Source organism: Pseudomonas sp. PIC25 (genome assembly GCF_002286785.1).
GTDB lineage: Bacteria > Pseudomonadota > Gammaproteobacteria > Pseudomonadales > Pseudomonadaceae > Pseudomonas_M.
Genome location: NZ_MUJY01000072.1, coordinates 22,615 through 42,155, shown reverse-complemented (window position 1 = coordinate 42,155; position 19,541 = coordinate 22,615). Strand labels below are relative to the sequence as shown.

Here is a 19,541-nt window from a genome sequence, read left to right as displayed (position 1 = left end):
CTGTTGGAGAGACATAAAAAATCCGATGCCAGAGACCTGGCATCGGATTTTCGGGGAAGCCCCGCCGGGGCTCAAATGCTTAAGTGAACAGCATTAGGCCTCAGGGCCGGCTTTCTTATTGGTCGCTACCTTCGTTCAGATAGGCGCGACGGTATCGATTGGCACTGCGGTTGGTGGCAGAGCGCCGATCTCTCGCTGGGTCTGTTCTACCCAGGCGAAGGCGCGGTCGTTGAGTTCGGCGATGGCACGTGGACCGGTGGACTCCGCATACAGAGCGGGGCCGATCACCACCTGGATGGTGCCGGGGCGCTTGCTCCAGCCCTCCTTCGGCCAGAACTCGCCAGCGTTGTGGGCGATGGGCAGGACCGGCAGGTTAGCGTTGACAGCCAGTGCCGCACCACCTCGGGAAAACTTGCCAATCTGCCCGGCCGGCACGCGGGTACCTTCAGGGAATACCAGCACCCAGGCGCCCTGCTCCAGCCTTTCATGACCCTGCTTGGCGAGTTGCTTGAGAGCTGCCTTGGGATTGCTGCGATCGATGGCGATGGGGCGCAGCAGCGCCATCGCCCAGCCGAAGAACGGGACGAACAGCAGTTCGCGTTTCAGTACCTGGCTCAGAGGCTCGAAGTAACCGGAGAGGAAGAAGGTTTCCCATGTGCTCTGATGCTTCGCCAAGATCACGCAAGGCCGCTCGGGAATATTTTCCAAGCCTTTTATTTCATAGCGGATACCCACCACGGCACGTGCCAGCCAGACGGCCATGCGGCACCAAGCCTGGACGATGAACCGGTAGCGCGCGCGGAATGGTAGGAAAGGTCCGATCAGGACGCTGAGAATGCCCCAAAAGAAGGCGCTGGCAGAGAGCAGAAGGTAAAACAGGAAGGTCCTGATTCGCAGGGTGAAGCTCATCTATCGGTCCTTGAGCAAGTGGTCGACCACGGCGGCGAGGTCATCGAAGACCTGGGTGCCCGGGGGCAGGTTGCTTTCCAGCGTGCGCAAGCCCTTGCCGGTCTTCACCAAGTAGGGCGTGCCGCCCAGCATAAGCCCGGCGTGCAGATCGCGGTGACTGTCTCCGACCACGGGTACTCCCTGGAGATCGGGCAGCTCGAAATGCTCGGCGATGGTACGGAACATGCCGGGCTTAGGTTTGCGGCATTCGCAGCCGTCCTTGGGCCCATGGGGGCAATGTACGATCAGATCGATACGCCCGCCCTGCTCCATCACCAGTTTCTGCATCATCAGGTGCATGTCGGTGAGCGTGGTCATGTCGAACAGCCCGCGCGCCACGCCGGATTGGTTGGTGGCCACCGCTATCGTCCAGCCGGCCTTGGACAGACGTGCAATGGCTTCGATGGAACCGGGGATGGGAATCCACTCGTCCAGATTCTTCACAAACTCATCGGAGTCCTGATTGATGACCCCGTCACGGTCGAGAACGATCAGTTTCATACGTATTCGTGCGAACGAGCTCCAGATCTCGAAAGACCGGAGCCCGTGCTTTCAGCCCAATAGCGAAATATCGGCAACGCCGAGGAACAACCCGCGCAGACGCGCGAGCAAAGCATAGCGGTTAGCCCGTACGGCGCTGTCTTCGGCGTTGACCAGGACCGCGTCGAAGAAGGCATCCACCGGTTCGCGCAGGCTAGCCAGGCGCTCCAGGGCCTCACGGTAGCAGCGTGCCGAGGCAAGCGGCGCCACGGCTTCGTCAGCCGCCGCCAGGGCCTGCGCCAGGACCTTCTCGGCGGGCTCCTGAAGCAGCGAGCCGTCGACATTCGCCGGAACCTCGCCTTCGAACTTGGCCAGCAGATTGGACACGCGTTTGTTGGCAGCGGCCAGGGTTTCGGCTTCCGGCAACTGGCGGAACACCTGCACGGCCTGTACGCGCTGGTCGAAGTCCAGCGCGGAGCCGGGCTGCAGCGCACGCACAGAGAGGTAGGCGGCAACGTCGATGCCTTCGTCTTCGTAACGGGCACGCAGACGGTCGAAGATGAAGTCTTGGACCTGAGCCACCAAGCCGTCCGACTTGACCTTGTCGGCGTACTGACGTGCCGCGAATTCGAGGGCGTCGGCCAGGTTCAGGTCGAGCTGCTTCTCGATCAGGATACGCAGTACACCGAGAGCGGCACGGCGCAGGGCATACGGGTCCTTGCTGCCGGTGGGCAGCATGCCGATACCGAAGATGCCGACCAGCGTATCCAGCTTGTCGGCAACCGCCACGGCAGCACCGGTCAGCGTGGTCGGCAGCTCGGCGCCAGCGCCGCGTGGCATGTATTGCTCGTTCAAGGCGAGAGCGACGTCTTCCGGCTCGCCGTCGTTGAGCGCGTAGTAGTAGCCGGCAATGCCCTGCATCTCAGGGAATTCGCCGACCATCTCGGTGGCCAGGTCGCACTTTGACAGCAGGCCGGCGCGGGCGGCGCGCTCGGCGTCTCCGCCAACACGCTCGGCGATGAACGCGGCGAGTTTGGAGACTCGCTCGGCTTTCTCGAACACCGAGCCCAGCTGCGCCTGGAACACCACGTTGGCCAGACGCTGATTGAAGCTTTCCAGCTTCTGTTTCTTGTCCTGCTTGAAGAAAAACTCGGCGTCGGTGAGGCGCGGACGCACGACCTTCTCGTTGCCGGAAACGATCTGTGCCGGGTCCTGGCTTTCGATGTTGGCCACGGTGATGAAGCGCGGCAGCAGCTTGCCCTTGGCATCCAGCAGGCAGAAGTACTTCTGGTTGTCCTGCATGGTGGAGATCAGAGCTTCCTGCGGTACTTCGAGAAAGCGTTCCTCGAAGGAGCAGACCAGCGGTACCGGCCATTCCACCAGGGCCGTCACTTCGTCCAGCAGATCGGCCGGAACGATCGCACTGCCCTGCTGGGCGGCGGCCAGTTCGTCGACGCGGGCGGCGATCAGTTCGCGGCGCTCGGCGAAGTCGGCCAGCACATAGGCGCCCCGCAGATCCTCCAGATAGGTGGACGGACGCGAGATATGCACCTTGCCCGGGCTGTGGAAGCGATGGCCGCGGGATTCGCGACCGGCCTTCTGGGCGAGGATTTCGCAGTCGATGACCTGATCGCCGAACAGCATGACCAGCCACTGGGTCGGGCGAACGAACTCTTCCTTGCGAGTGGCCCAGCGCATGCGCTTGGGAATCGGCAGTTCGTTCAGCGAGGCCTCGACGATACCGGGCAACAGGCCGACGGCCGGCTGGCCGGGAATAGTCTGGCTGAATTTCAGCTTGGGCCCGCTCTTGTCGATCTGTTCCAGGTCGACGCCGCACTTCTTGGCGAAACCGAGCGCAGCCTGGGTCGGGTTGCCGTTGGCGTCGAACGCGGCTTGCAGCGGCGGGCCATCGACATTGTGGCTGCGGTCTGGTTGCTGGGTGGCCAGTTGCTCGATCAGCACGGCCAGTCGGCGCGGGGCGGCGAACACACGGGCTGACGCATAAGCCAGGCCGGCCCCCTTGAGGCCCTTTTCGATTCCGGCGAGGAAGGCTTCGCCGAGGGATTTCAGGGCTTTCGGCGGCAGCTCTTCGGTGCCCAGTTCGACGAGAAAATCTTGTGCACTCATTCTGCGGCCTCCTTCAGCTTGGCCAACACTTCTTCACGCAATTCGGGGGTGGCCATGGGGAAGCCGAGACGGGCGCGCGCCTGCAGGTAGCTCTGTGCCACCGCGCGGGCCAAGGTGCGCACGCGCAGGATGTAGCGCTGGCGCTCGGTCACCGAAATGGCACGGCGGGCGTCCAGCAGGTTGAAGGTGTGGGAGGCCTTCAGCACCATTTCGTAGGTCGGCAGCGGCAATTGCAGCTCGATCAGGCGGTTGGCTTCCGACTCGTAGAAATCGAACAGGCGGAACAGCTCCGGCACGTTGGCGTGCTCGAAGTTGTAGGTGGATTGCTCCACTTCGTTCTGGTGGAACACGTCGCCGTAGGTGACGGTACCGAACGGGCCGTCGGTCCAGATCAGGTCGTAGACCGAGTCGACGCCCTGCAGGTACATGGCCAGGCGCTCCAGGCCGTAGGTGATCTCGCCGGTCACCGGATAGCACTCGATGCCGCCGACCTGTTGGAAGTAGGTGAACTGGGTGACTTCCATGCCGTTCAGCCAGATCTCCCAGCCCAGGCCCCAGGCGCCGAGGGTCGGCGATTCCCAGTTGTCTTCGACGAAGCGGATGTCGTGGACCAGCGGGTCGATGCCAATGGCCTTCAGCGAGCCCAGGTACAGCTCCTGGAAGTTCTCCGGGTTCGGCTTGAGCACCACTTGGAATTGATAGTAGTGCTGCAGGCGGTTGGGGTTCTCGCCATAGCGGCCGTCGGCCGGGCGACGGGAAGGCTGCACATAGGCGGCGTTCCAGGTTTCCGGGCCGATGGCGCGGAGGAAAGTGGCGGTGTGGAAAGTACCGGCGCCTACTTCCATGTCGTAGGGCTGGAGCACCACGCAGCCCTGCTCGGCCCAATACTGCTGGAGGGCCAGGATCAGGTCTTGGAAGGTGCGCACGGCGGGCGTAGTCTGGCTCACGAATTTTCACCTGTGCTGGAGCTGGGAAGCGACGGGCCGTATCCCAGCCGCTTCGTCGACGTCATAAAGCGCCGAAGTATACCCGATTAAACCTCGCCTCTACCGCATGGAAAGCCTTATGCCACGCTGCTTCTGGTGTACCGATGATCCTCTCTACATGGCCTATCACGACGAGGAATGGGGCGTGCCGCAACGCGACCCCGGCAAGTTGTTCGAACTGCTCCTGCTGGAGGGCTTCCAGGCCGGACTATCCTGGATCACCGTGCTGAAGAAGCGCGAGCGCTACCGCGAAGTTCTGTTCGGTTTTGATCCGGCCCGCCTTGCCGCGATGAGCGATGCCGAGATCGAGGAGCGGATGCAGGACCCCGGCATCATCCGCAACCGCTTGAAGCTCAATGCCGCACGGCAGAACGCCCGGGCCTGGCTGGAACTGGAGGACCCGGTCGAACTGCTTTGGTCTTTCGTCGGCGGCAAGCCGAGGATCAACCGCTTCCGCGACCGCTCCGACGTGCCGGCGGTGACGCCTGAAGCCGAGGCCATGAGCAAGGCGTTGAAGAAAAAGGGATTTACCTTCGTCGGCCCGACCATCTGCTACGCCTACATGCAGGCGGCTGGCATGGTGATGGACCATACCCTGGATTGCGATCGTTACATCGAACTCGGGTAGGTGGGACGCGACCGGAAGCCCGTTCAGGTCGCGGACGACGATCCGTTACAATGGCCGCCTTTTTTCGACATCTTCCGGGAGTTCGCTGTGGAGAAGTTCAAGGGCGCGCTGGTCGTGGGTTTTCTGCGCCTCTTCGCGCTGTTGCCCTGGCGCGTGGTGCAGACGGTCGGTGCGTCGCTCGGCTGGCTGATGTGGCGCCTGCCGAACCGGTCGCGCGAGGTCGCACGCATCAACCTGGAAAAATGCTTTCCGGAGCTGGAAAAATCCGCCCTGGAAGACCTGTGGCGCCGCAGTCTGATGGATATCGGCCGGACGCTCACCGAAAGCGCCTGCGCCTGGATCTGGCCAGCGGAAAAGTCCCTGCGCCTGGTGCGTGAAGTGGAAGGACTCGAAGTCCTGCATTCGGCATTGGCATCCGGCAAAGGCGTGGTCGGTATCACCAGCCATCTGGGTAACTGGGAAGTGCTGAATCACTTCTACTGCTCGCAGTGCAAACCCATCATCTTCTATCGTCCGCCGAAGCTGAAGGCGGTGGACGAACTCCTGCAGAAACAGCGCGTGCAGATGGGTAACCGGGTCGCCCCTTCTACCAAGGAAGGCATCCTCAGCGTCATCAAGGAAGTCCGCAAGGGCGGCGCCGTGGGCATTCCCGCCGACCCGGAACCGAGCCGCTCCAGCGGCGTGTTCGTGCCCTTCTGCGCCATCCAGGCGCTGACCAGCAAATTCGTGCCCGGCATGCTTGCGGGGGGCAAGGCGGTTGGCGTGTTCCTCCATGCTGTTCGTCTGCCGGACGGCTCGGGCTACAAGGTGATCCTCGAAGCAGCGCCGGAAGCGATGTATAGCGACGACACCGAAACCGCCGTGGCGGCCATGAGCGGTGTGATCGAAAAGTACGTGCGGGCCTATCCGAGCCAGTACATGTGGACGATGAAACGTTTCAAGAAGCGCCCGGACGGCGAGAAAAAGTGGTACTGAGGGGCCGGCCAACCCAGGGTTGGCTAGCCTGCGTCGTGCAATTGAGGTATTAACCGCTAACTTCCACGGATGGCAGCCCAGCCATGGCCAACCAGCGACAGTTTCCCCGTACACCGATGAAATGCCGCATCAAGATCAGCCACCCGAGCTTCGGCGAGCTGATCGCCCAGACCCGCGACCTGTCGGATGGCGGTGTCTACGTCCGGCATCCCGAACTCGCTGCGCTGGAACCCGGCAGCCAAGTCACCGGGCAGGTGCAGGACCTGCCCATCGAAGCACCGATCCTGCAGATGGAGGTGATGCGGGTCGACGCCGAGGGTGCCGGCCTGCGTTTCCTCTCCGACGACTAAAACCTATCCGGTAAGTCAAGAAAAGGCTAGAATGCGCGCCGCCCGATCATTCCGGTCGCGGCAATGGGTTCCCTCACCCCATGACTCAAAAAGGACGCTCAGATGCAGATGCTTTCCCCTTCGCTCCGGCGTGGCACCCTGGCCGGACTGATCGCTTTCCATATCCTCATCATCATTGCCAGCAATTACCTGGTGCAGTTGCCAATGATGCTGTTCGGTTGGCAGACCACCTGGGGGGCGTTCAGCTTCCCGTTCATCTTCCTTGCCACCGACCTCACCGTACGTCTGCTGGGCAAGAGCCCGGCGCGGCAGGTCATCGCGCGGGTCATGCTGCCGGCGCTGCTGGCTTCGTATGTGGTTTCGGTGTTGTTCCAGGACGGCGCCTTCCAGGGGGCGGCGGCGCTGGGCGAGTTCAACAGTTTCGTTGCCCGGATTTCCCTGGCCAGCTTCATTGCCTACGTACTGGGTCAGGTGCTCGATATCCAGGTCTTTGATCGTCTTCGCCAGCTGCGCCACTGGTGGATCGCCCCGGCGGCTTCCACCGTGCTGGGTAACCTGCTGGATACCTTTGCGTTCTTTTCCGTGGCCTTCTGGCACAGCGGCAACCCGTTCATGGCCGAGCACTGGGTGGAAATCGCCACGGTGGATTACGGCGTCAAGCTGGCCGTGAGCCTGCTGCTGTTCGTGCCTTTGTACGGCATGCTGCTGAATGGCCTGATGCGGCTGATGCCTCGCCGCGCCGCTCTGTCGGTGTGAGGCGCGATCACGGCCTGATCCGCTTCTCCAGCTTGCGCAGGAACACGGTCATTTCCTTTTCTGCCTGCTTGTCGCCGTGGCCGCGGGCAGCCTCCAGGCCCTTCTCCCAGGCCTGACGGGCGCCGTCCGGATCGGCCTGGGCGTCGAGTGCCTTGCCAAGCAGCTTCCAGGCGGCCGAATAGTTCGGATCGAACTCGACGCAACGCCGCAGATGTTCGGCGGCCCGCGCCGGTTCGCCGGCATCCAGATAGCCCTTGCCCAGGCCGAAGCGCAGCAGGGCGTTGTCCACGCCCTTGGCCAGCATCTTTTCCAGGGATTCGATCATCGGGGGCCCTCCGGGAAGCTGTCAGCGGCAAGCTTCAAGCGACAAGTAAGCGTTGTGGCTCGAAGCTCGATCAGAAGAAGGTCAATCCCACCTGGAACAGCCGTTCGACGTCGCGAATGTGCTTCTTGTCCACCAGGAACAGAATCACGTGGTCGCCGGATTCGATCACGGTGTCGTCATGGGCGATCAGCACTTCCTCGTCGCGGATGATCGCGCCGATGGTGGTGCCCGGCGGCAGGGCGATGTCTTCGATGGCACGGCCGATGACCTTGCTCGACTTGGCGTCGCCATGGGCGATGGCCTCGATGGCTTCGGCCGCGCCCCGGCGCAGCGAGTGCACGCTGACGATGTCGCCGCGTCGCACGTGGGTCAGCAGGGTGCCGATGGTGGCCAACTGCGGGCTGATGGCGATGTCGATCTCACCGCCCTGCACCAGGTCGACGTAGGCCGGGTTGTTGATGATGGTCATCACCTTGCGCGCGCCGAGCCGCTTGGCTAGCAGCGAGGACATGATGTTGGCCTCGTCGTCGTTGGTCAGGGCGAGGAAGATGTCGGCGTCGTTGATGTTCTCTTCAACCAGCAGATCCTTGTCCGACGCGCTGCCCTGGAGAACGATGGTGCTGTCCAGGGCCTCCGAGAGGTAGCGGCAGCGGGCCGGGTTCATCTCGATGATCTTCACCTGGTAGCGGCTCTCGATGGCCTCGGCGAGGCGTTCGCCGATGTGCCCGCCGCCAGCGATCACCACCCGCTTGTAGCTATCCTCGAGGCGGCGCATCTCGCTCATCACCGCGCGGATGTGGCCCTTGGCGGCAATGAAGAACACCTCGTCGTCGGCTTCGATCACCGTGTCGCCCTGCGGCAGGATCGGCCGGTTGCGGCGAAAGATCGCGGCCACGCGGGTGTCCACGTTGGGCATGTGCTGGCGCAACTGGCGCAATTCCTGGCCGACCAGCGGACCGCCGTAATAGGCGCGCACTGCCACCAGTTGCGCCTTGCCTTCGGCGAAGTCGATCACCTGCAGGGCGCCGGGGTATTCGATCAGGCGCTTGATGTAGTTGGTCACCACCTGTTCCGGGCTGATCAGCACGTCCACCGGAATGGCTTCGTTGTCGAACAGGCCGGTACGGGTCAGATAGGCTGCCTCACGGACCCGGGCGATCTTGGTCGGGGTATGGAACAGGGTGTAGCCGACCTGACAGGCGACCATGTTCACTTCGTCGCTGTTGGTCACCGCGATGAGCATGTCGGCGTCGTCGGCGCCGGCCTGGCGCAGTACGGTCGGAAAGGAGCCTTTGCCTTGCACGGTGCGAATGTCGAGGCGGTCGCCGAGGTCGCGCAGGCGGTCGCCATCGGTGTCCACCACGGTGATGTCGTTGGCCTCGCTGGCCAGATGCTCGGCGAGGGTTCCGCCGACCTGGCCGGCGCCGAGGATGATGATCTTCATCGGTTCCTTGTCCTCAGCCGCGGGGTGACGCGGCGATCTTGATCAGTTTTGCGTAATAGAAACCATCATGCCCGTTTTCCTGGGCCAGTAACTGGCGTCCGTGGGGCTGCTTGAGGCCGAAGGTGCCGGCGACGTCCAGCTCCCGCGCACCGGGCGTGCGGGCGAGGAATGCCTCGATGACCTCGGTGTTTTCGGTCGGCAAGGCGGAGCAGGTGGCATAGAGCAGCACGCCGCCGACCTCCAGCGTCGACCAGAGCGCATCGAGCAGTTCGCCCTGGAGCGTGGCCAGGGCCGGAATATCGTCGGCCTGGCGGGTCAGCTTGATGTCTGGGTGGCGGCGGATCACGCCAGTGGCCGAACAGGGTGCGTCGAGAAGGATGCGTTGGAACGGCTTGCCATCCCACCAGGCGGCGATGTCGCGCGCATCGGCGGCGATCAGGCGAGCGTCGAGGCCGAGTCGCCCGAGGTTCTCCCGCACGCGTTCGAGCCGCTTGGCTTCCAGGTCGATCCCCACTACTTCGGCCAGCTTCGGCTCCGCTTCCAGCAGGTGACAGGTCTTGCCGCCCGGTGCACAGCAGGCGTCCAGCACGCGTTGGCCGGGGGCTAGTTCGAGCAGGTCGGCGGCCAGTTGGGCGGCTTCGTCCTGCACGCTGACGCGGCCTTCGGCGAAGCCCGGCAGAGTCGTGACGTCACGTGGCTCGTCGAGAACAATGCCGTCGCGGCTAAAGGCGCAGGCGTGGGCGGAAATCCCGGCGGACTGCAACTCCGCCAGGTAATCCTCACGGCTGCCTTCACGGCGATTGACCCGCAGAATCAGGGGCGGATGGGCGTTGTTTGCCGCGCAGACCTCCTCCCATTTTTCGGGCCAGTGGGCTTTCAGGGATTTCTGCAACCAGCGCGGATGCGCGGTGCGAACCACCGGATCGCGTTCCAGTCCGGCCAGCAGGGTTTCGCCTTCGCGCTGCACGCGGCGCAGCACGGCGTTCAGCAGGCCCTTGGCCCAGCTTTTCTTCAACGCGTCGGCACAGCCGACGGTCTCGCCAATGGCGGCGTGGGCGGGGATACGGGTGTAGAGCAACTGGTAGAGGCCAATCAGCAGCAGCGCTTCGACATCCTTGTCGGCGGCCTTGAATGGCTTCTGCAGCAACTGTTCGGCCAGCGCCGCGAGGCGTGGCTGCCAGCGGGCGGCGCCGTAGGCGAGCTCCTGGGTGAGACTGCGGTCGCGTGGCTCGACCTTGTCCAGTTGCGCCGGCAGGCTGCTGCCCAGCGACGCCTTGCCGGACAGCACGGCGGCCAGGGCGCGGGCGGCGGCCAGACGGGGGTTGAGGCTCATGCGCCGAGCACCTGGCCCGGGGCGAACTGCTCGCGGCGGCTGTTGAGCAGATCGGCGAAGGCCAGAGGCTTGCCGCCGGGGAGTTGCAGGCGGGTCAGACGTAGGGCGCCTTCGCCACAGGCAACGGTCAGGCCGTCCTTGTTGGCGGCGAGGATGGTACCGGGGACGCCTCGGCCTTCGCCTGGGGCTGCAGCCAGTACCTTCAGCGTCTCGCCGTTCAGGGTGGTGTGACAGACAGGCCAGGGCGTGAAGGCCCGGATGCGGCGCTCCAGCTCGACGGCCGGGCGGCCCCAGTCGAGACGGGCTTCTTCTTTATTCAGCTTGTGCGCGTAGGTGGCCAGGGCATCGTCCTGAACTTCGCCCACCAGCGTGCCGGCGGCCAGGGTATCGACCGCCTCGATCACGGCCTTCGACCCCAGGATGGCGAGGCGGTCGTGCAGGGTGCCGCCGGTATCGCCGGCTTCGATGGGGGTGCTCGTTTTGAGCAGCATCGGGCCGGTGTCCAGGCCGGCTTCCATGCGCATTACGGTGACCCCGCTTTCCGCGTCGCCGGCCTCCACGGCGCGCTGGATCGGCGCCGCGCCGCGCCAGCGCGGCAGTAGCGAGGCATGGCTGTTGATGCAGCCGAGGCGGGGGATATCCAGCACCGCCTGGGGCAGGATCAGACCGTAGGCCACCACCACCATCAGGTCCGGCTGCAAGGCGGCCAGTTCGGCCTGGGCAGCCGGATCGCGCAGGGTCTTCGGCTGGAGGACGGGAATGTTGTGCTGAACGGCGAGCTGCTTGACCGGACTCGGCATCAGCTTCTGTCCGCGACCGGCGGGGCGGTCGGGCTGGGTGTAGACGGCGACGATCCGGTGCGGGGTTTCGAGGAGGGCCTTGAGATGTTCGGCGGCAAATTCCGGGGTGCCGGCGAAGACGATGCGCAGGGGCTGGGTCATGGTCTCTCGCTGAGGGCTGAAAGAAAAAGGCTTGCCGGAGCAAGCCTTCAGTATGAACGCATCAGGCCTGTTGCCTGTGCTGTTTCTCCAGCTTCTTGCGGATACGATCACGCTTGAGGCTGGACAGGTAATCGACGAACAGCTTGCCGTTGAGGTGATCGCACTCGTGCTGGATGCACACCGCCAGCAGGCCTTCGCAGATCATTTCGAAGGCTTCGCCATTGCGGTCGAGGGCCTTGACCCGGACGCGTTGCGGACGCTCGACGTTCTCGTAGAAGCCGGGTACCGACAGGCAGCCTTCCTGATACTGGTCCAGTTCGTCGGTGAGCGGTTCGAACTCGGGGTTGATGAACACCAGCGGCTGGGTCTTGTCCTCGCTGACGTCGATCACCACCAGGCGCTTGTGCACGTTCACCTGAGTCGCGGCCAGACCGATGCCCGGGGCGGCGTACATGGTCTCGAACATGTCGTCGATCAGCTGGCGCAGCGAGTCGTCCACCGACTCCACCGGTTTGGCGATGGTACGCAGCCGCGGATCGGGAAATTCGAGGATGTTCAGGATCGCCATATACGTTTGTGATGCACTTATGGAATTAAGTAAAAATCCACTGCTAAGATGATGAGCAGCATTGAAAAACGGCTTCACGCCGCGTTCCCTGGGGATTTCCGCGGCGCTAGGGCGCTCCACGTGAATACACATAATAAAGGGATTCACCGCATGAGGAAATCACTACTCGCCCTGCTGCTCCTCGCCGCGGGCGGTCTGGCGCAGGCTGCGGTAGAGCTGAAGGATGGTCATCCGGACCGCTATACCGTGGTGAAGGGCGATACGCTCTGGGACATCTCCGGCAAGTTTCTCCGCGAGCCTTGGAAGTGGCCGGAAATCTGGCACGCCAACCCGCAGATCCAGAACCCTCACCTGATCTACCCGGGCGATACGCTGAGCCTGGTCTATATCGATGGCCAGCCGCGTCTGATGCTCAACCGCGGCGAATCGCGCGGGACCGTCAAGCTGTCGCCGAAGGTGCGCAGCACGCCGATGGCCGAAGCGATCCCGACCATCCCGCTGGAAAAGATCAACAGCTTCCTGCTGTCCAACCGTATCGTCGATACGCCCGAGCAGTTCGAGGGCCAGCCCTACATCGTCGCCGGTAACGCCGAGCGCGTGGTGAGCGGCGCCGGTGACCGAATCTATGCCCGCGGCACCTTCGAGGAAGGCCAGCCCGTATACGGCATCTTCCGCCAGGGCCGTACCTACACCGATCCGGATACCAAGGAATTCCTCGGCATCAACGCCGACGACATCGGTACCGGCGAAGTGGTCGCCGAGGAAGGCGATATCGCCACCATGACCCTGCTGCGCACCACCCAGGAAGTTCGCCTGGGCGACCGTCTGTTCCCTACCGAGGAGCGTGCGGTGAACTCCACCTTCATGCCCAGTGCTCCGGCGAGCGACATCAAGGGCCTGATCCTCGATGTTCCGCGTGGTGTGACGCAGATCGGCCAGTTCGACGTGGTCACCATCAACAAGGGCAAGCGCGACGGCCTGGCCGAAGGCAACGTCCTGGCCGTCTACAAGACTGGCGAAACCGTGCGTGACCGCATCACCGGCGAGTCGGTGAAGGTCCCGGACGAGCGTTCCGGCCTGCTGATGGTGTTCCGCACTTACGACAAGCTCAGCTACGGCCTGGTGCTCGCTGCCAGCCGCCAGCTCGCGGTTATGGACAAGGTCCGCAACCCGTAACAGCCGAAGCCCCGCCCCGAGCGGGGCTTCTTCTTTTCCCCTGCCGCATTTGCGGCGCGACAGATCAAGGATGATCGCGATGTCGCTCGCGACGACGACTTCCCTCACTCCCGCCGAACTAGAAGCCCGCCTGCGCCTGCACAGCCTGCCGGAACTCGGCCCTCGACGTTTCCGCCGCTTGCTCGATGCCTTCGAAAGCGCATCCGCTGCCCTCAGCGCACCGGCCAGCGCCTGGCGCTCCCTGGGTTTGCCCGCCTGTTGTGCCGAGCCCCGGCGTAGTGCGGAAATCCGCGAGCGTGCCGCCGCTACCATGGCATGGCTGGAACAGCCGGACCATCACCTGCTGGCCTGGGACGATCCACGCTACCCTGCCCTGCTTGGCGAACTGCCCGATGCACCTCCCCTGCTGTTCGTCGAGGGCGATCCCGCCATTCTCGAACGGCCTCAACTGGCCATGGTTGGCAGCCGTCGTGCGTCCGCTCCGGGATTGGATACGGCCCGTTCCTTTGCCCGCAGCCTGGCCGGTGCCGGTTTCGTGATCACCAGTGGATTGGCTCTGGGTATCGACGGCGCCGCGCACCAGGGAGCGCTGGATGGCGACGGCCTGACCGTCGCGGTGCTCGGGACAGGGCTGCGTTGCCTCTATCCGCATCGGCACAAGGCACTGGCGCAACGGATCGTCGCCCGCGGCGGTGCTCTGGTATCGGAGCTACCGCTGGACTGCCCACCCCAGGCGAGCAACTTCCCCCGGCGCAACCGCATCATCAGCGGCCTGTCGTTGGGCGTGCTGGTTGTCGAGGCAAGCCCGTCCAGCGGCTCGTTGATCACGGCGAAGCTGGCGGCCGAACAGGGCCGAGAGGTCTATGCCATTCCCGGCTCCATCCACCATCCGGGGGCGCGTGGTTGCCATCAGCTGATCCGCGAGGGCGCCACCCTGGTGGAGACCATCGAGCACATCCTCGAAGCCCTGCGCGGCTGGCAGGTCCAGGCGCCAGCCGCCGCATCCGCTGCCCAGGCCGGGCATCCGCTGCTGGCGCTGCTGCGGGCAGCGCCCCAGAGCAGTGAAAGCCTGGCGGCGAATCTCGGTTGGGAGCTGCCACGGACCCTGGTCGCCCTCACCGAGCTGGAATTGGCGGGCCAGGTGGCCTGTGAGGCCGGCTGCTGGGTGTATCGCGCCGGTTGAGCCTTGTACACTGCCGTCCAGTCAGTATTCGGGGGCTGGAACGATGGTCAGCAGTTGGCGTGCGCAGTATGTGGCGCGTGTGGTGCGGGAGGGAGGCGTGGTGGCCTACCCGACCGAAGCGGTTTGGGGATTGGGTTGCGATCCGTGGAACGAGGAAGCTGTCTACCGGTTGCTGGCGCTGAAGGATCGACCTGTGGAAAAGGGCTTGATCCTTGTCGCCGACTCCATTCGCCAGTTCGATTTCCTCCTGGAGGACTTGCCGGAAGCCTGGCAGGACCGTCTGGCCAGCACCTGGCCGGGACCGAACACCTGGCTGGTTCCCCATCAGAACCGGCTACCCGAGTGGATCACCGGCCAGCACGACAGTGTCGCCCTGCGCGTATCCGATCACCCGCTGGTGCGTGACCTCTGCGCCCTCACCGGCCCGCTGGTGTCTACCTCGGCCAATCCGGGCGGCCGACCGGCGGCGCGCACGCGCTTGCGTGTCGAGCAGTACTTCCATGATCGCCTCGACGCCGTGCTCGGCGGTGCCTTGGGCGGGCGGAAGAACCCTAGCACCATCCGTGATCTGGTCAGTGGGCGGGTAGTAAGAGGATAAGGTGTTTGGCGTGAGGGGTAAGGAGTAAAAGTCTTTACCCCTCACCCCGATCTCCTCACCCCTTACGGAACAAGCACCGTCGAGCCGGTGGTACGGCGGCCGGCCAGTTCCGTTTGTGCCTTGGCCGCGTCCGCGAGAGCGAAGCGCTGGCCGATTTCCACGCGGATCTTGCCGCTCTCGATCATGGAAAACAGCTCGTCGGCCATGGCCTGCAAGTGTTCCGGAGTATCGGCATAGCCCGCCAGGGTCGGGCGGGTGACGTACAGCGAACCCTTCTGCGCCAGGATGCCGAGGTTGATGCCGGTGACCGCGCCGGAGGCATTGCCGAAGCTGACCAGCAGGCCACGCGGGGCCACGCAGTCCAGCGAGGTTTCCCAGGTGTCCTTGCCCACCGAGTCGTAGACCACCGGGCATTTCTTGCCATCGGTCAGTTCCAGCACCCGCTTCGCCACGTCCTCGCGGCTGTAGTCGATGGTCGCCCAGGCGCCCAGGGCCTTGGCGCGTTCGGCCTTTTCCGCCGAACCCACAGTGCCGATCAAGTGCACGCCGAGGGCCTTGGCCCACTGGCAGGCGATGCTGCCGACACCGCCAGCGGCAGCGTGGAAAAGAATGGTCTCGCCGCCTTTCAGCGGATAGGTCTGGCGCAGCAGATACTGTACGGTCAGCCCTTTGAGCATCACCGCCGCCGCCTGTTCGAAGCTGATCGAGTCGGGCAGCCGGACCAGTTTTTCCGCCGGCAGCACGTGCAGTTCGCTGTAGGCGCCCAGCGGGCCGGTGGCATAGGCGACGCGGTCGCCGACCTTGAATTGAGTCACCTCGCTGCCCACCGCCTCGACCTCGCCGGCGCCTTCGCTGCCCAGGCCGGACGGCAGGCCCGGCGGCGCATAGAGGCCGCTGCGGAAGTAGGTGTCGATGAAGTTGAGGCCGATGGCCTTGTTGCGCACGCGGACTTCGCGCGGGCCCGGTTCCGCCGGGGTGTAGTCGACGAATTCGAGGACTTCCGGCCCGCCGTGGGCCTTGAACTGGATACGCTTGGCCATCGGAAAAGACTCCTTGATGAGTGCACGCGAAGGGAGGTGCCGGGGCCGCTGTCGAGAGGAAAAAAGCACGGCGCACCGCACGGAAAGGGCCTATCCAAACCCCAGCGCTTGACCCGCGTCAACAGCGAAAGCGCCGGCAGCGATGCTATGCTAGCGCCCCTGTCCGGCCGCCAGCCCGCATGGGCTCTGCCTCCGCCCTGTTGCAAGGTGATTCTCGTGAGTATTCAAACCGAGGCCGTGAAGGCCTATCTGCTCGATCTGCAGGACCGTATCTGCGCCGCCCTGGAAGCCGAAGACGGCGGCGCGCGTTTCAGTGAAGACGCCTGGACTCGCCCGGCCGGTGGCGGTGGTCGTACCCGGGTGATCGCCGACGGTGCCGTGATCGAAAAGGGCGGTGTGAATTTCTCCCACGTGTTCGGCGCCGGCCTGCCGCCGTCGGCCAGCGCCCATCGGCCTGAGCTGGCCGGTCGCGGCTTCGAAGCCCTGGGCGTGTCCCTGGTGATCCACCCGGAAAACCCCCACGTGCCGACCTCCCACGCCAACGTGCGCTTCTTCAGCGCGGAGAAGGAAGGCGAAGCGCCGGTCTGGTGGTTTGGCGGCGGCTTCGACCTGACGCCCTACTACGCTGTCGAAGAGGATTGCGTGCACTGGCACCAGATCGCCCGCAAGGCGTGCGAACCCTTCGGTGCGGACGTTTACCCGCGCTTCAAGGAATGGTGCGACCGCTATTTCCACCTCAAGCACCGCAACGAGCCGCGCGGCATCGGCGGCCTGTTCTTCGACGACCTGAACCAGTGGGACTTCGAGACCTGCTTCGCCTTCATGCGGGCCATCGGAGACGCCTACATCGAGGCGTACCTGCCCATCGTCCAGCGCCGCAAGCTCACGCCCTACGGCGAGCGCGAGCGCGAGTTCCAGGCGTTCCGCCGTGGCCGCTACGTAGAGTTCAACCTGGTCTACGATCGTGGCACCCTGTTCGGCCTGCAATCCGGCGGGCGCACCGAGTCGATCCTGATGTCGCTGCCGCCGCAGGTGCGCTGGGGCTACGACTGGAAGCCCGAGCCGGGTACCCCGGAAGCGCGGCTGACGGAGTATTTTCTGACCGACCGCGACTGGCTTGCCGGCCAGTCGTGATGGCCGGGCGCTGAAGCATTTCACCGAGGATTTCCATGGACCGCTACGGCGTTTTCGGCAACCCCATCGGCCACAGCAAGTCGCCGCTGATCCACCGGCTGTTCGCCGAGCAGACCGGCCAGGCGCTGACCTACGAGGCCCTGCTCGCCCCACTGGACGATTTCACCGGGTTCGCCCGTACCTTCTTCCGCGACGGCAAGGGAGCGAACGTCACCGTGCCATTCAAGGAAGAGGCGTTCCGCCTGGCTGACAGCCTGAGCGCTCGCGCCGAACGCGCCGGGGCGGTGAATACCCTGAAGAAGCTCGACGACGGCAGCCTGCTCGGCGACAACACCGATGGCGCCGGACTGGTGCGCGACTTGACGGTGAACGCGGGCTTTCCGCTGATCGGCAAGCGCATCCTGTTGCTCGGTGCAGGCGGTGCGGTACGTGGCGTGCTGGAACCGTTCCTGGCAGAGCACCCGGCCAGCCTGGTCATCGCCAACCGCACGGTGGAGAAGGCCGAGGCGCTGGCCCGGCAGTTCGCCGACCTGGGCCCGGTGGTGGCCAGCGGTTTCGACTGGCTCGACGAGCCGGTGGACCTGATCGTCAATGGCACCTCCGCCAGCCTCGCCGGGGACCTGCCGCCGATCTCGCCGAGCCTGATCCGCCCGGGCCACACGCTGTGCTACGACATGATGTACGGCAAGGAACCCACTGCCTTCTGCCGCTGGGCCAGCGAGCATGGCGCGGCGCAGGCGCTGGATGGCCTGGGCATGCTGGTGGAGCAGGCCGCCGAGGCGTTCTTCCTCTGGCGCGGCGTGCGGCCGGACAGTGCACCGGTGTTGGCTGAGGTTCGAAGATTGGTGTTGGCCGGTTAATCAGGTCTCGAACAGGACCGGGCAATGCTCCGGTCCTTCCAGTTTCAGCAATTCTTCCACCACCTGCGGGCGGGCCTGGCGTAGCGTCAGGCTGCGGTTCTGGCCGAGCAGGCGGCGGGCTTCCTGGTGCAGCATCTCGACCCCGGCGTAGTCGATGAAGTTGACCTGCTGCGCCTCGACGATCACCCGCGCGCCTTCGCAGCGTTGCAGGCGGTGCTGCAGATAAGGGCAGGCCCCGAAGAAGATCGAACCCTCCAGACGCAGTACGTCATCCTCTCCTTCCCGCCATTGCTGCACCCGTGGCCGCGACGTGCGCTTGAGGTAGAAGAACAGCGACGCCAGCACCCCAGCGTAGATGGCGGTCTGCAACTCCAACAGCAGCGTGGCGGCGAAGGTCAGGCTCATCACCAGGAATTCCGAACGGCTCACCCGCCAGAGCGCGCGAACGCCATGAATATCCACCAACCCCCAGCAGATCAGCAGGATGCTCGCGGCCATGGCCGGCAGCGGGATGTGTTCGATCAGGCGGGCGCCGAAGAGGGTGAACAGGGCGACCCAGAGCGCGGAGAATACTCCGGCCAGTGGCGAGCGGGCACCGGCCTGCTGGTTCAGTGCCGAGCGGGTGAACGAGCCTGCCGACAGCGAGGCCGAGAACCAGGCGCCGACCATATTGGACAGGCCCTGGCCGCGCACTTCCAGGTTGGCGTTGAGCATCTGCTGCGAGCGGCCGGCCAGGGCACGGGCAATGGACAGGCTGGTGACCAGCCCGAGCATGCCGCAGGCGACGGCGGCCGGCAGCAGACGCAGCAGGGTATCCAGGTCGAACTGCAGCGGACTGAAGGGCGGCAGCCGGCCTTCGAAGGCGCTGACCAGCGGAACGCCGCCCATCCACTGCGGCAGGGCCGCCACCAGCACGCCACCAGCGAGGATGCCCAATAACAGCGCCGGCCAGCGCGGCAGCAAACGCCGCACCAGCAACGCCACAACCAGGGTCACCAGCGCCACCAGCAGCGACGGCCAATGGATCTCGCGCAGGTGCTCACCCAGCGCCAGCAGGCTTTGCAGCGCGGTGGCCTGGCTGGGCAAGTCGAGGCCGAACAGGTTGGGTACCTGGCCGAGGGCGATCACCACGGCTGCGCCGAGGGTGAAGCCGAGGATCACCGAGTGCGACACGAAGTTGACCAGCGCACCGAAGCGCAGCAGGCCGAGCAGCCACTGGAACAGCCCGGCAAGGAAGGTCAGCAGCAGGACCAGCCCGACGTAGTCGGCGCTGCCAGGAACCGCCAGCGGGCTGACGCTGGTGAACAGCACGATGGAAATGGCCGCGGTCGGCCCGCCGATCAGGTGCCAGGATGAGCCCCACAGGCAGGCGACAATCACCGGCACGATGGCCGCATAGAGACCGTATTCCGCCGGCAGGCCGGCGATCAGCGCGTAGGCGATGGATTGCGGCAGGGCGAGGATGGCGCCGGTCAGACCGACCAGCAGGTCCTGGCCGACGCTGGCGCGGTTCTGCCGGGGCAGCCAGGCGAGGAAGGGGAGCAACGTGATCAGGTCGGGGCGGCGCATGGACAATCTCGGGCACGGAAGCCGTTACCGCACCATGCCGGGCGGCGAGGGTCAAGGCATTGGGGGCGCGAATCGCGGATTACCCATCCAACCGTAGCCCGGATAAGCGCAGCGTAATCC

General features: G+C 64.8%; 20 protein-coding genes. 9 read left to right on the top strand and 11 right to left on the bottom strand.

Features of this window, described 5'->3' with window-relative positions; translation table 11 throughout:
* Positions 1-135: 135 nt before the first annotated feature.
* From BZL41_RS08955 to glyQ, 4 genes are read right to left on the bottom strand one after another with little or no spacing between them, the layout of a single operon-like run.
* Positions 136-909, bottom strand: coding sequence for a 1-acyl-sn-glycerol-3-phosphate acyltransferase (locus tag BZL41_RS08955; RefSeq protein WP_095598970.1), 774 nt, complete (start codon positions 907-909; stop codon positions 136-138).
* Positions 910-1,449 (bottom strand): D-glycero-beta-D-manno-heptose 1,7-bisphosphate 7-phosphatase, encoded by a 540-nt coding sequence (gene gmhB / locus BZL41_RS08950; protein ID WP_095598969.1) that lies wholly within the window; start codon positions 1,447-1,449, stop codon positions 910-912.
* 51 nt (positions 1,450-1,500) lie between these two features.
* Positions 1,501-3,555 carry a glycine--tRNA ligase subunit beta gene (glyS, locus tag BZL41_RS08945; RefSeq protein ID WP_095598968.1) on the bottom strand — a complete coding sequence of 685 codons (2,055 nt, stop codon included), beginning with the start codon at positions 3,553-3,555 and terminating at the stop codon, positions 1,501-1,503.
* On the bottom strand, positions 3,552-4,502 hold the full coding sequence (glyQ, locus tag BZL41_RS08940; protein ID WP_095598967.1) for a glycine--tRNA ligase subunit alpha: 951 nt from the start codon (positions 4,500-4,502) through the stop codon (positions 3,552-3,554). The genes glyS and glyQ overlap by 4 nt, the downstream gene beginning before the upstream one ends.
* A 118-nt stretch (positions 4,503-4,620) precedes the next feature.
* Between glyQ and BZL41_RS08935 the strand changes: the two genes are divergently transcribed.
* The 4 genes from BZL41_RS08935 to BZL41_RS08920 all read left to right on the top strand — a co-directional run bounded on the left by BZL41_RS08935 (position 4,621) and on the right by BZL41_RS08920 (position 7,250).
* On the top strand, positions 4,621-5,169 hold the full coding sequence (locus BZL41_RS08935) for a DNA-3-methyladenine glycosylase I (protein WP_095598966.1): 549 nt from the start codon (positions 4,621-4,623) through the stop codon (positions 5,167-5,169).
* A gap of 87 nt (positions 5,170-5,256) precedes the next feature.
* A complete protein-coding gene (locus tag BZL41_RS08930) occupies positions 5,257-6,144 on the top strand; it encodes a lysophospholipid acyltransferase (RefSeq protein ID WP_095598974.1) in 888 nt (295 codons plus the stop codon).
* 83 nt (positions 6,145-6,227) lie between these two features.
* Positions 6,228-6,494 (top strand): PilZ domain-containing protein, encoded by a 267-nt coding sequence (locus BZL41_RS08925; protein ID WP_095598965.1) that lies wholly within the window; start codon positions 6,228-6,230, stop codon positions 6,492-6,494.
* A 102-nt stretch (positions 6,495-6,596) separates the two neighbouring features.
* Positions 6,597-7,250, top strand: a complete 654-nt coding sequence (locus BZL41_RS08920) for a 7-cyano-7-deazaguanine/7-aminomethyl-7-deazaguanine transporter (protein WP_095598964.1) — start codon at positions 6,597-6,599, stop codon at positions 7,248-7,250.
* Positions 7,251-7,257: 7 nt separating this feature from the next.
* Here the strand turns inward: BZL41_RS08920 and BZL41_RS08915 are convergent, their stop codons facing one another.
* The 5 genes from BZL41_RS08915 to def all read right to left on the bottom strand — a co-directional run bounded on the left by BZL41_RS08915 (position 7,258) and on the right by def (position 11,861).
* Positions 7,258-7,575, bottom strand: a complete 318-nt coding sequence (locus tag BZL41_RS08915) for a tetratricopeptide repeat protein (RefSeq protein WP_095598963.1) — start codon at positions 7,573-7,575, stop codon at positions 7,258-7,260.
* Positions 7,576-7,645: 70 nt separating this feature from the next.
* Positions 7,646-9,019: a Trk system potassium transporter TrkA gene (gene trkA / locus BZL41_RS08910; protein ID WP_084338906.1), complete on the bottom strand. Its 1,374-nt coding sequence runs from the start codon at positions 9,017-9,019 to the stop codon at positions 7,646-7,648.
* A 13-nt stretch (positions 9,020-9,032) separates the two neighbouring features.
* Entirely contained in the window at positions 9,033-10,352 is a 1,320-nt protein-coding gene (gene rsmB, locus BZL41_RS08905) for a 16S rRNA (cytosine(967)-C(5))-methyltransferase RsmB (protein ID WP_095598962.1), read from the bottom strand.
* Positions 10,349-11,293 (bottom strand): methionyl-tRNA formyltransferase, encoded by a 945-nt coding sequence (fmt, locus tag BZL41_RS08900; RefSeq protein ID WP_095598961.1) that lies wholly within the window; start codon positions 11,291-11,293, stop codon positions 10,349-10,351. The genes rsmB and fmt overlap by 4 nt, the downstream gene beginning before the upstream one ends.
* A gap of 61 nt (positions 11,294-11,354) precedes the next feature.
* Complete coding sequence (gene def / locus BZL41_RS08895) at positions 11,355-11,861, bottom strand: peptide deformylase (protein ID WP_095598960.1); 507 nt, start codon at positions 11,859-11,861, stop codon at positions 11,355-11,357.
* Between the two features lie 150 nt (positions 11,862-12,011).
* Between def and BZL41_RS08890 the strand changes: the two genes are divergently transcribed.
* The 3 genes from BZL41_RS08890 to BZL41_RS08880 all read left to right on the top strand — a co-directional run bounded on the left by BZL41_RS08890 (position 12,012) and on the right by BZL41_RS08880 (position 14,818).
* On the top strand, positions 12,012-13,037 hold the full coding sequence (locus BZL41_RS08890; protein ID WP_095598959.1) for a LysM peptidoglycan-binding domain-containing protein: 1,026 nt from the start codon (positions 12,012-12,014) through the stop codon (positions 13,035-13,037).
* Positions 13,038-13,116: 79 nt separating this feature from the next.
* Positions 13,117-14,220 carry a DNA-processing protein DprA gene (gene dprA, locus BZL41_RS08885; protein WP_095598958.1) on the top strand — a complete coding sequence of 368 codons (1,104 nt, stop codon included), beginning with the start codon at positions 13,117-13,119 and terminating at the stop codon, positions 14,218-14,220.
* A gap of 43 nt (positions 14,221-14,263) precedes the next feature.
* Positions 14,264-14,818: an L-threonylcarbamoyladenylate synthase gene (locus BZL41_RS08880; RefSeq protein ID WP_095598957.1), complete on the top strand. Its 555-nt coding sequence runs from the start codon at positions 14,264-14,266 to the stop codon at positions 14,816-14,818.
* A gap of 62 nt (positions 14,819-14,880) precedes the next feature.
* On the opposite strand, the gene BZL41_RS08875 is transcribed toward BZL41_RS08880, so the two are convergent.
* Entirely contained in the window at positions 14,881-15,858 is a 978-nt protein-coding gene (locus BZL41_RS08875) for an NADPH:quinone reductase (RefSeq protein WP_095598956.1), read from the bottom strand.
* 216 nt (positions 15,859-16,074) lie between these two features.
* Here BZL41_RS08875 and hemF point away from each other — a divergent pair, with 216 nt between their 5' ends.
* Together hemF and aroE are read left to right on the top strand one after the other, a co-directional pair.
* A complete protein-coding gene (gene hemF / locus BZL41_RS08870) occupies positions 16,075-16,992 on the top strand; it encodes an oxygen-dependent coproporphyrinogen oxidase (RefSeq protein WP_095598973.1) in 918 nt (305 codons plus the stop codon).
* A 35-nt stretch (positions 16,993-17,027) separates the two neighbouring features.
* Complete coding sequence (gene aroE / locus BZL41_RS08865) at positions 17,028-17,852, top strand: shikimate dehydrogenase (protein ID WP_095598955.1); 825 nt, start codon at positions 17,028-17,030, stop codon at positions 17,850-17,852.
* On the opposite strand, the gene BZL41_RS08860 is transcribed toward aroE, so the two are convergent.
* Entirely contained in the window at positions 17,853-19,421 is a 1,569-nt protein-coding gene (locus BZL41_RS08860; protein WP_095598954.1) for a SulP family inorganic anion transporter, read from the bottom strand. It lies immediately after the preceding gene.
* Between the last annotated feature and the right edge of the window lie 120 nt (positions 19,422-19,541).

What these genes read in the sequence shown, in the direction of transcription:
- BZL41_RS08955 (WP_095598970.1), bottom strand. Translation starts at nt 909, where the DNA reads ATGAGCTTCACCCTGCGAATCAGGACCTTCCTGTTTTACCTTCTGCTC.
- gmhB (WP_095598969.1), bottom strand. Translation starts at nt 1,449, where the DNA reads ATGAAACTGATCGTTCTCGACCGTGACGGGGTCATCAATCAGGACTCC.
- glyS (WP_095598968.1), bottom strand. Translation starts at nt 3,555, where the DNA reads ATGAGTGCACAAGATTTTCTCGTCGAACTGGGCACCGAAGAGCTGCCG.
- BZL41_RS08935 (WP_095598966.1), top strand. Translation starts at nt 4,621, where the DNA reads ATGCCACGCTGCTTCTGGTGTACCGATGATCCTCTCTACATGGCCTAT.
- BZL41_RS08925 (WP_095598965.1), top strand. Translation starts at nt 6,228, where the DNA reads ATGGCCAACCAGCGACAGTTTCCCCGTACACCGATGAAATGCCGCATC.
- BZL41_RS08920 (WP_095598964.1), top strand. Translation starts at nt 6,597, where the DNA reads ATGCAGATGCTTTCCCCTTCGCTCCGGCGTGGCACCCTGGCCGGACTG.
- BZL41_RS08915 (WP_095598963.1), bottom strand. Translation starts at nt 7,575, where the DNA reads ATGATCGAATCCCTGGAAAAGATGCTGGCCAAGGGCGTGGACAACGCC.
- trkA (WP_084338906.1), bottom strand. Translation starts at nt 9,019, where the DNA reads ATGAAGATCATCATCCTCGGCGCCGGCCAGGTCGGCGGAACCCTCGCC.
- rsmB (WP_095598962.1), bottom strand. Translation starts at nt 10,352, where the DNA reads ATGAGCCTCAACCCCCGTCTGGCCGCCGCCCGCGCCCTGGCCGCCGTG.
- fmt (WP_095598961.1), bottom strand. Translation starts at nt 11,293, where the DNA reads ATGACCCAGCCCCTGCGCATCGTCTTCGCCGGCACCCCGGAATTTGCC.
- def (WP_095598960.1), bottom strand. Translation starts at nt 11,861, where the DNA reads ATGGCGATCCTGAACATCCTCGAATTTCCCGATCCGCGGCTGCGTACC.
- BZL41_RS08890 (WP_095598959.1), top strand. Translation starts at nt 12,012, where the DNA reads ATGAGGAAATCACTACTCGCCCTGCTGCTCCTCGCCGCGGGCGGTCTG.
- dprA (WP_095598958.1), top strand. Translation starts at nt 13,117, where the DNA reads ATGTCGCTCGCGACGACGACTTCCCTCACTCCCGCCGAACTAGAAGCC.
- BZL41_RS08880 (WP_095598957.1), top strand. Translation starts at nt 14,264, where the DNA reads ATGGTCAGCAGTTGGCGTGCGCAGTATGTGGCGCGTGTGGTGCGGGAG.
- BZL41_RS08875 (WP_095598956.1), bottom strand. Translation starts at nt 15,858, where the DNA reads ATGGCCAAGCGTATCCAGTTCAAGGCCCACGGCGGGCCGGAAGTCCTC.
- aroE (WP_095598955.1), top strand. Translation starts at nt 17,028, where the DNA reads ATGGACCGCTACGGCGTTTTCGGCAACCCCATCGGCCACAGCAAGTCG.
- BZL41_RS08860 (WP_095598954.1), bottom strand. Translation starts at nt 19,421, where the DNA reads ATGCGCCGCCCCGACCTGATCACGTTGCTCCCCTTCCTCGCCTGGCTG.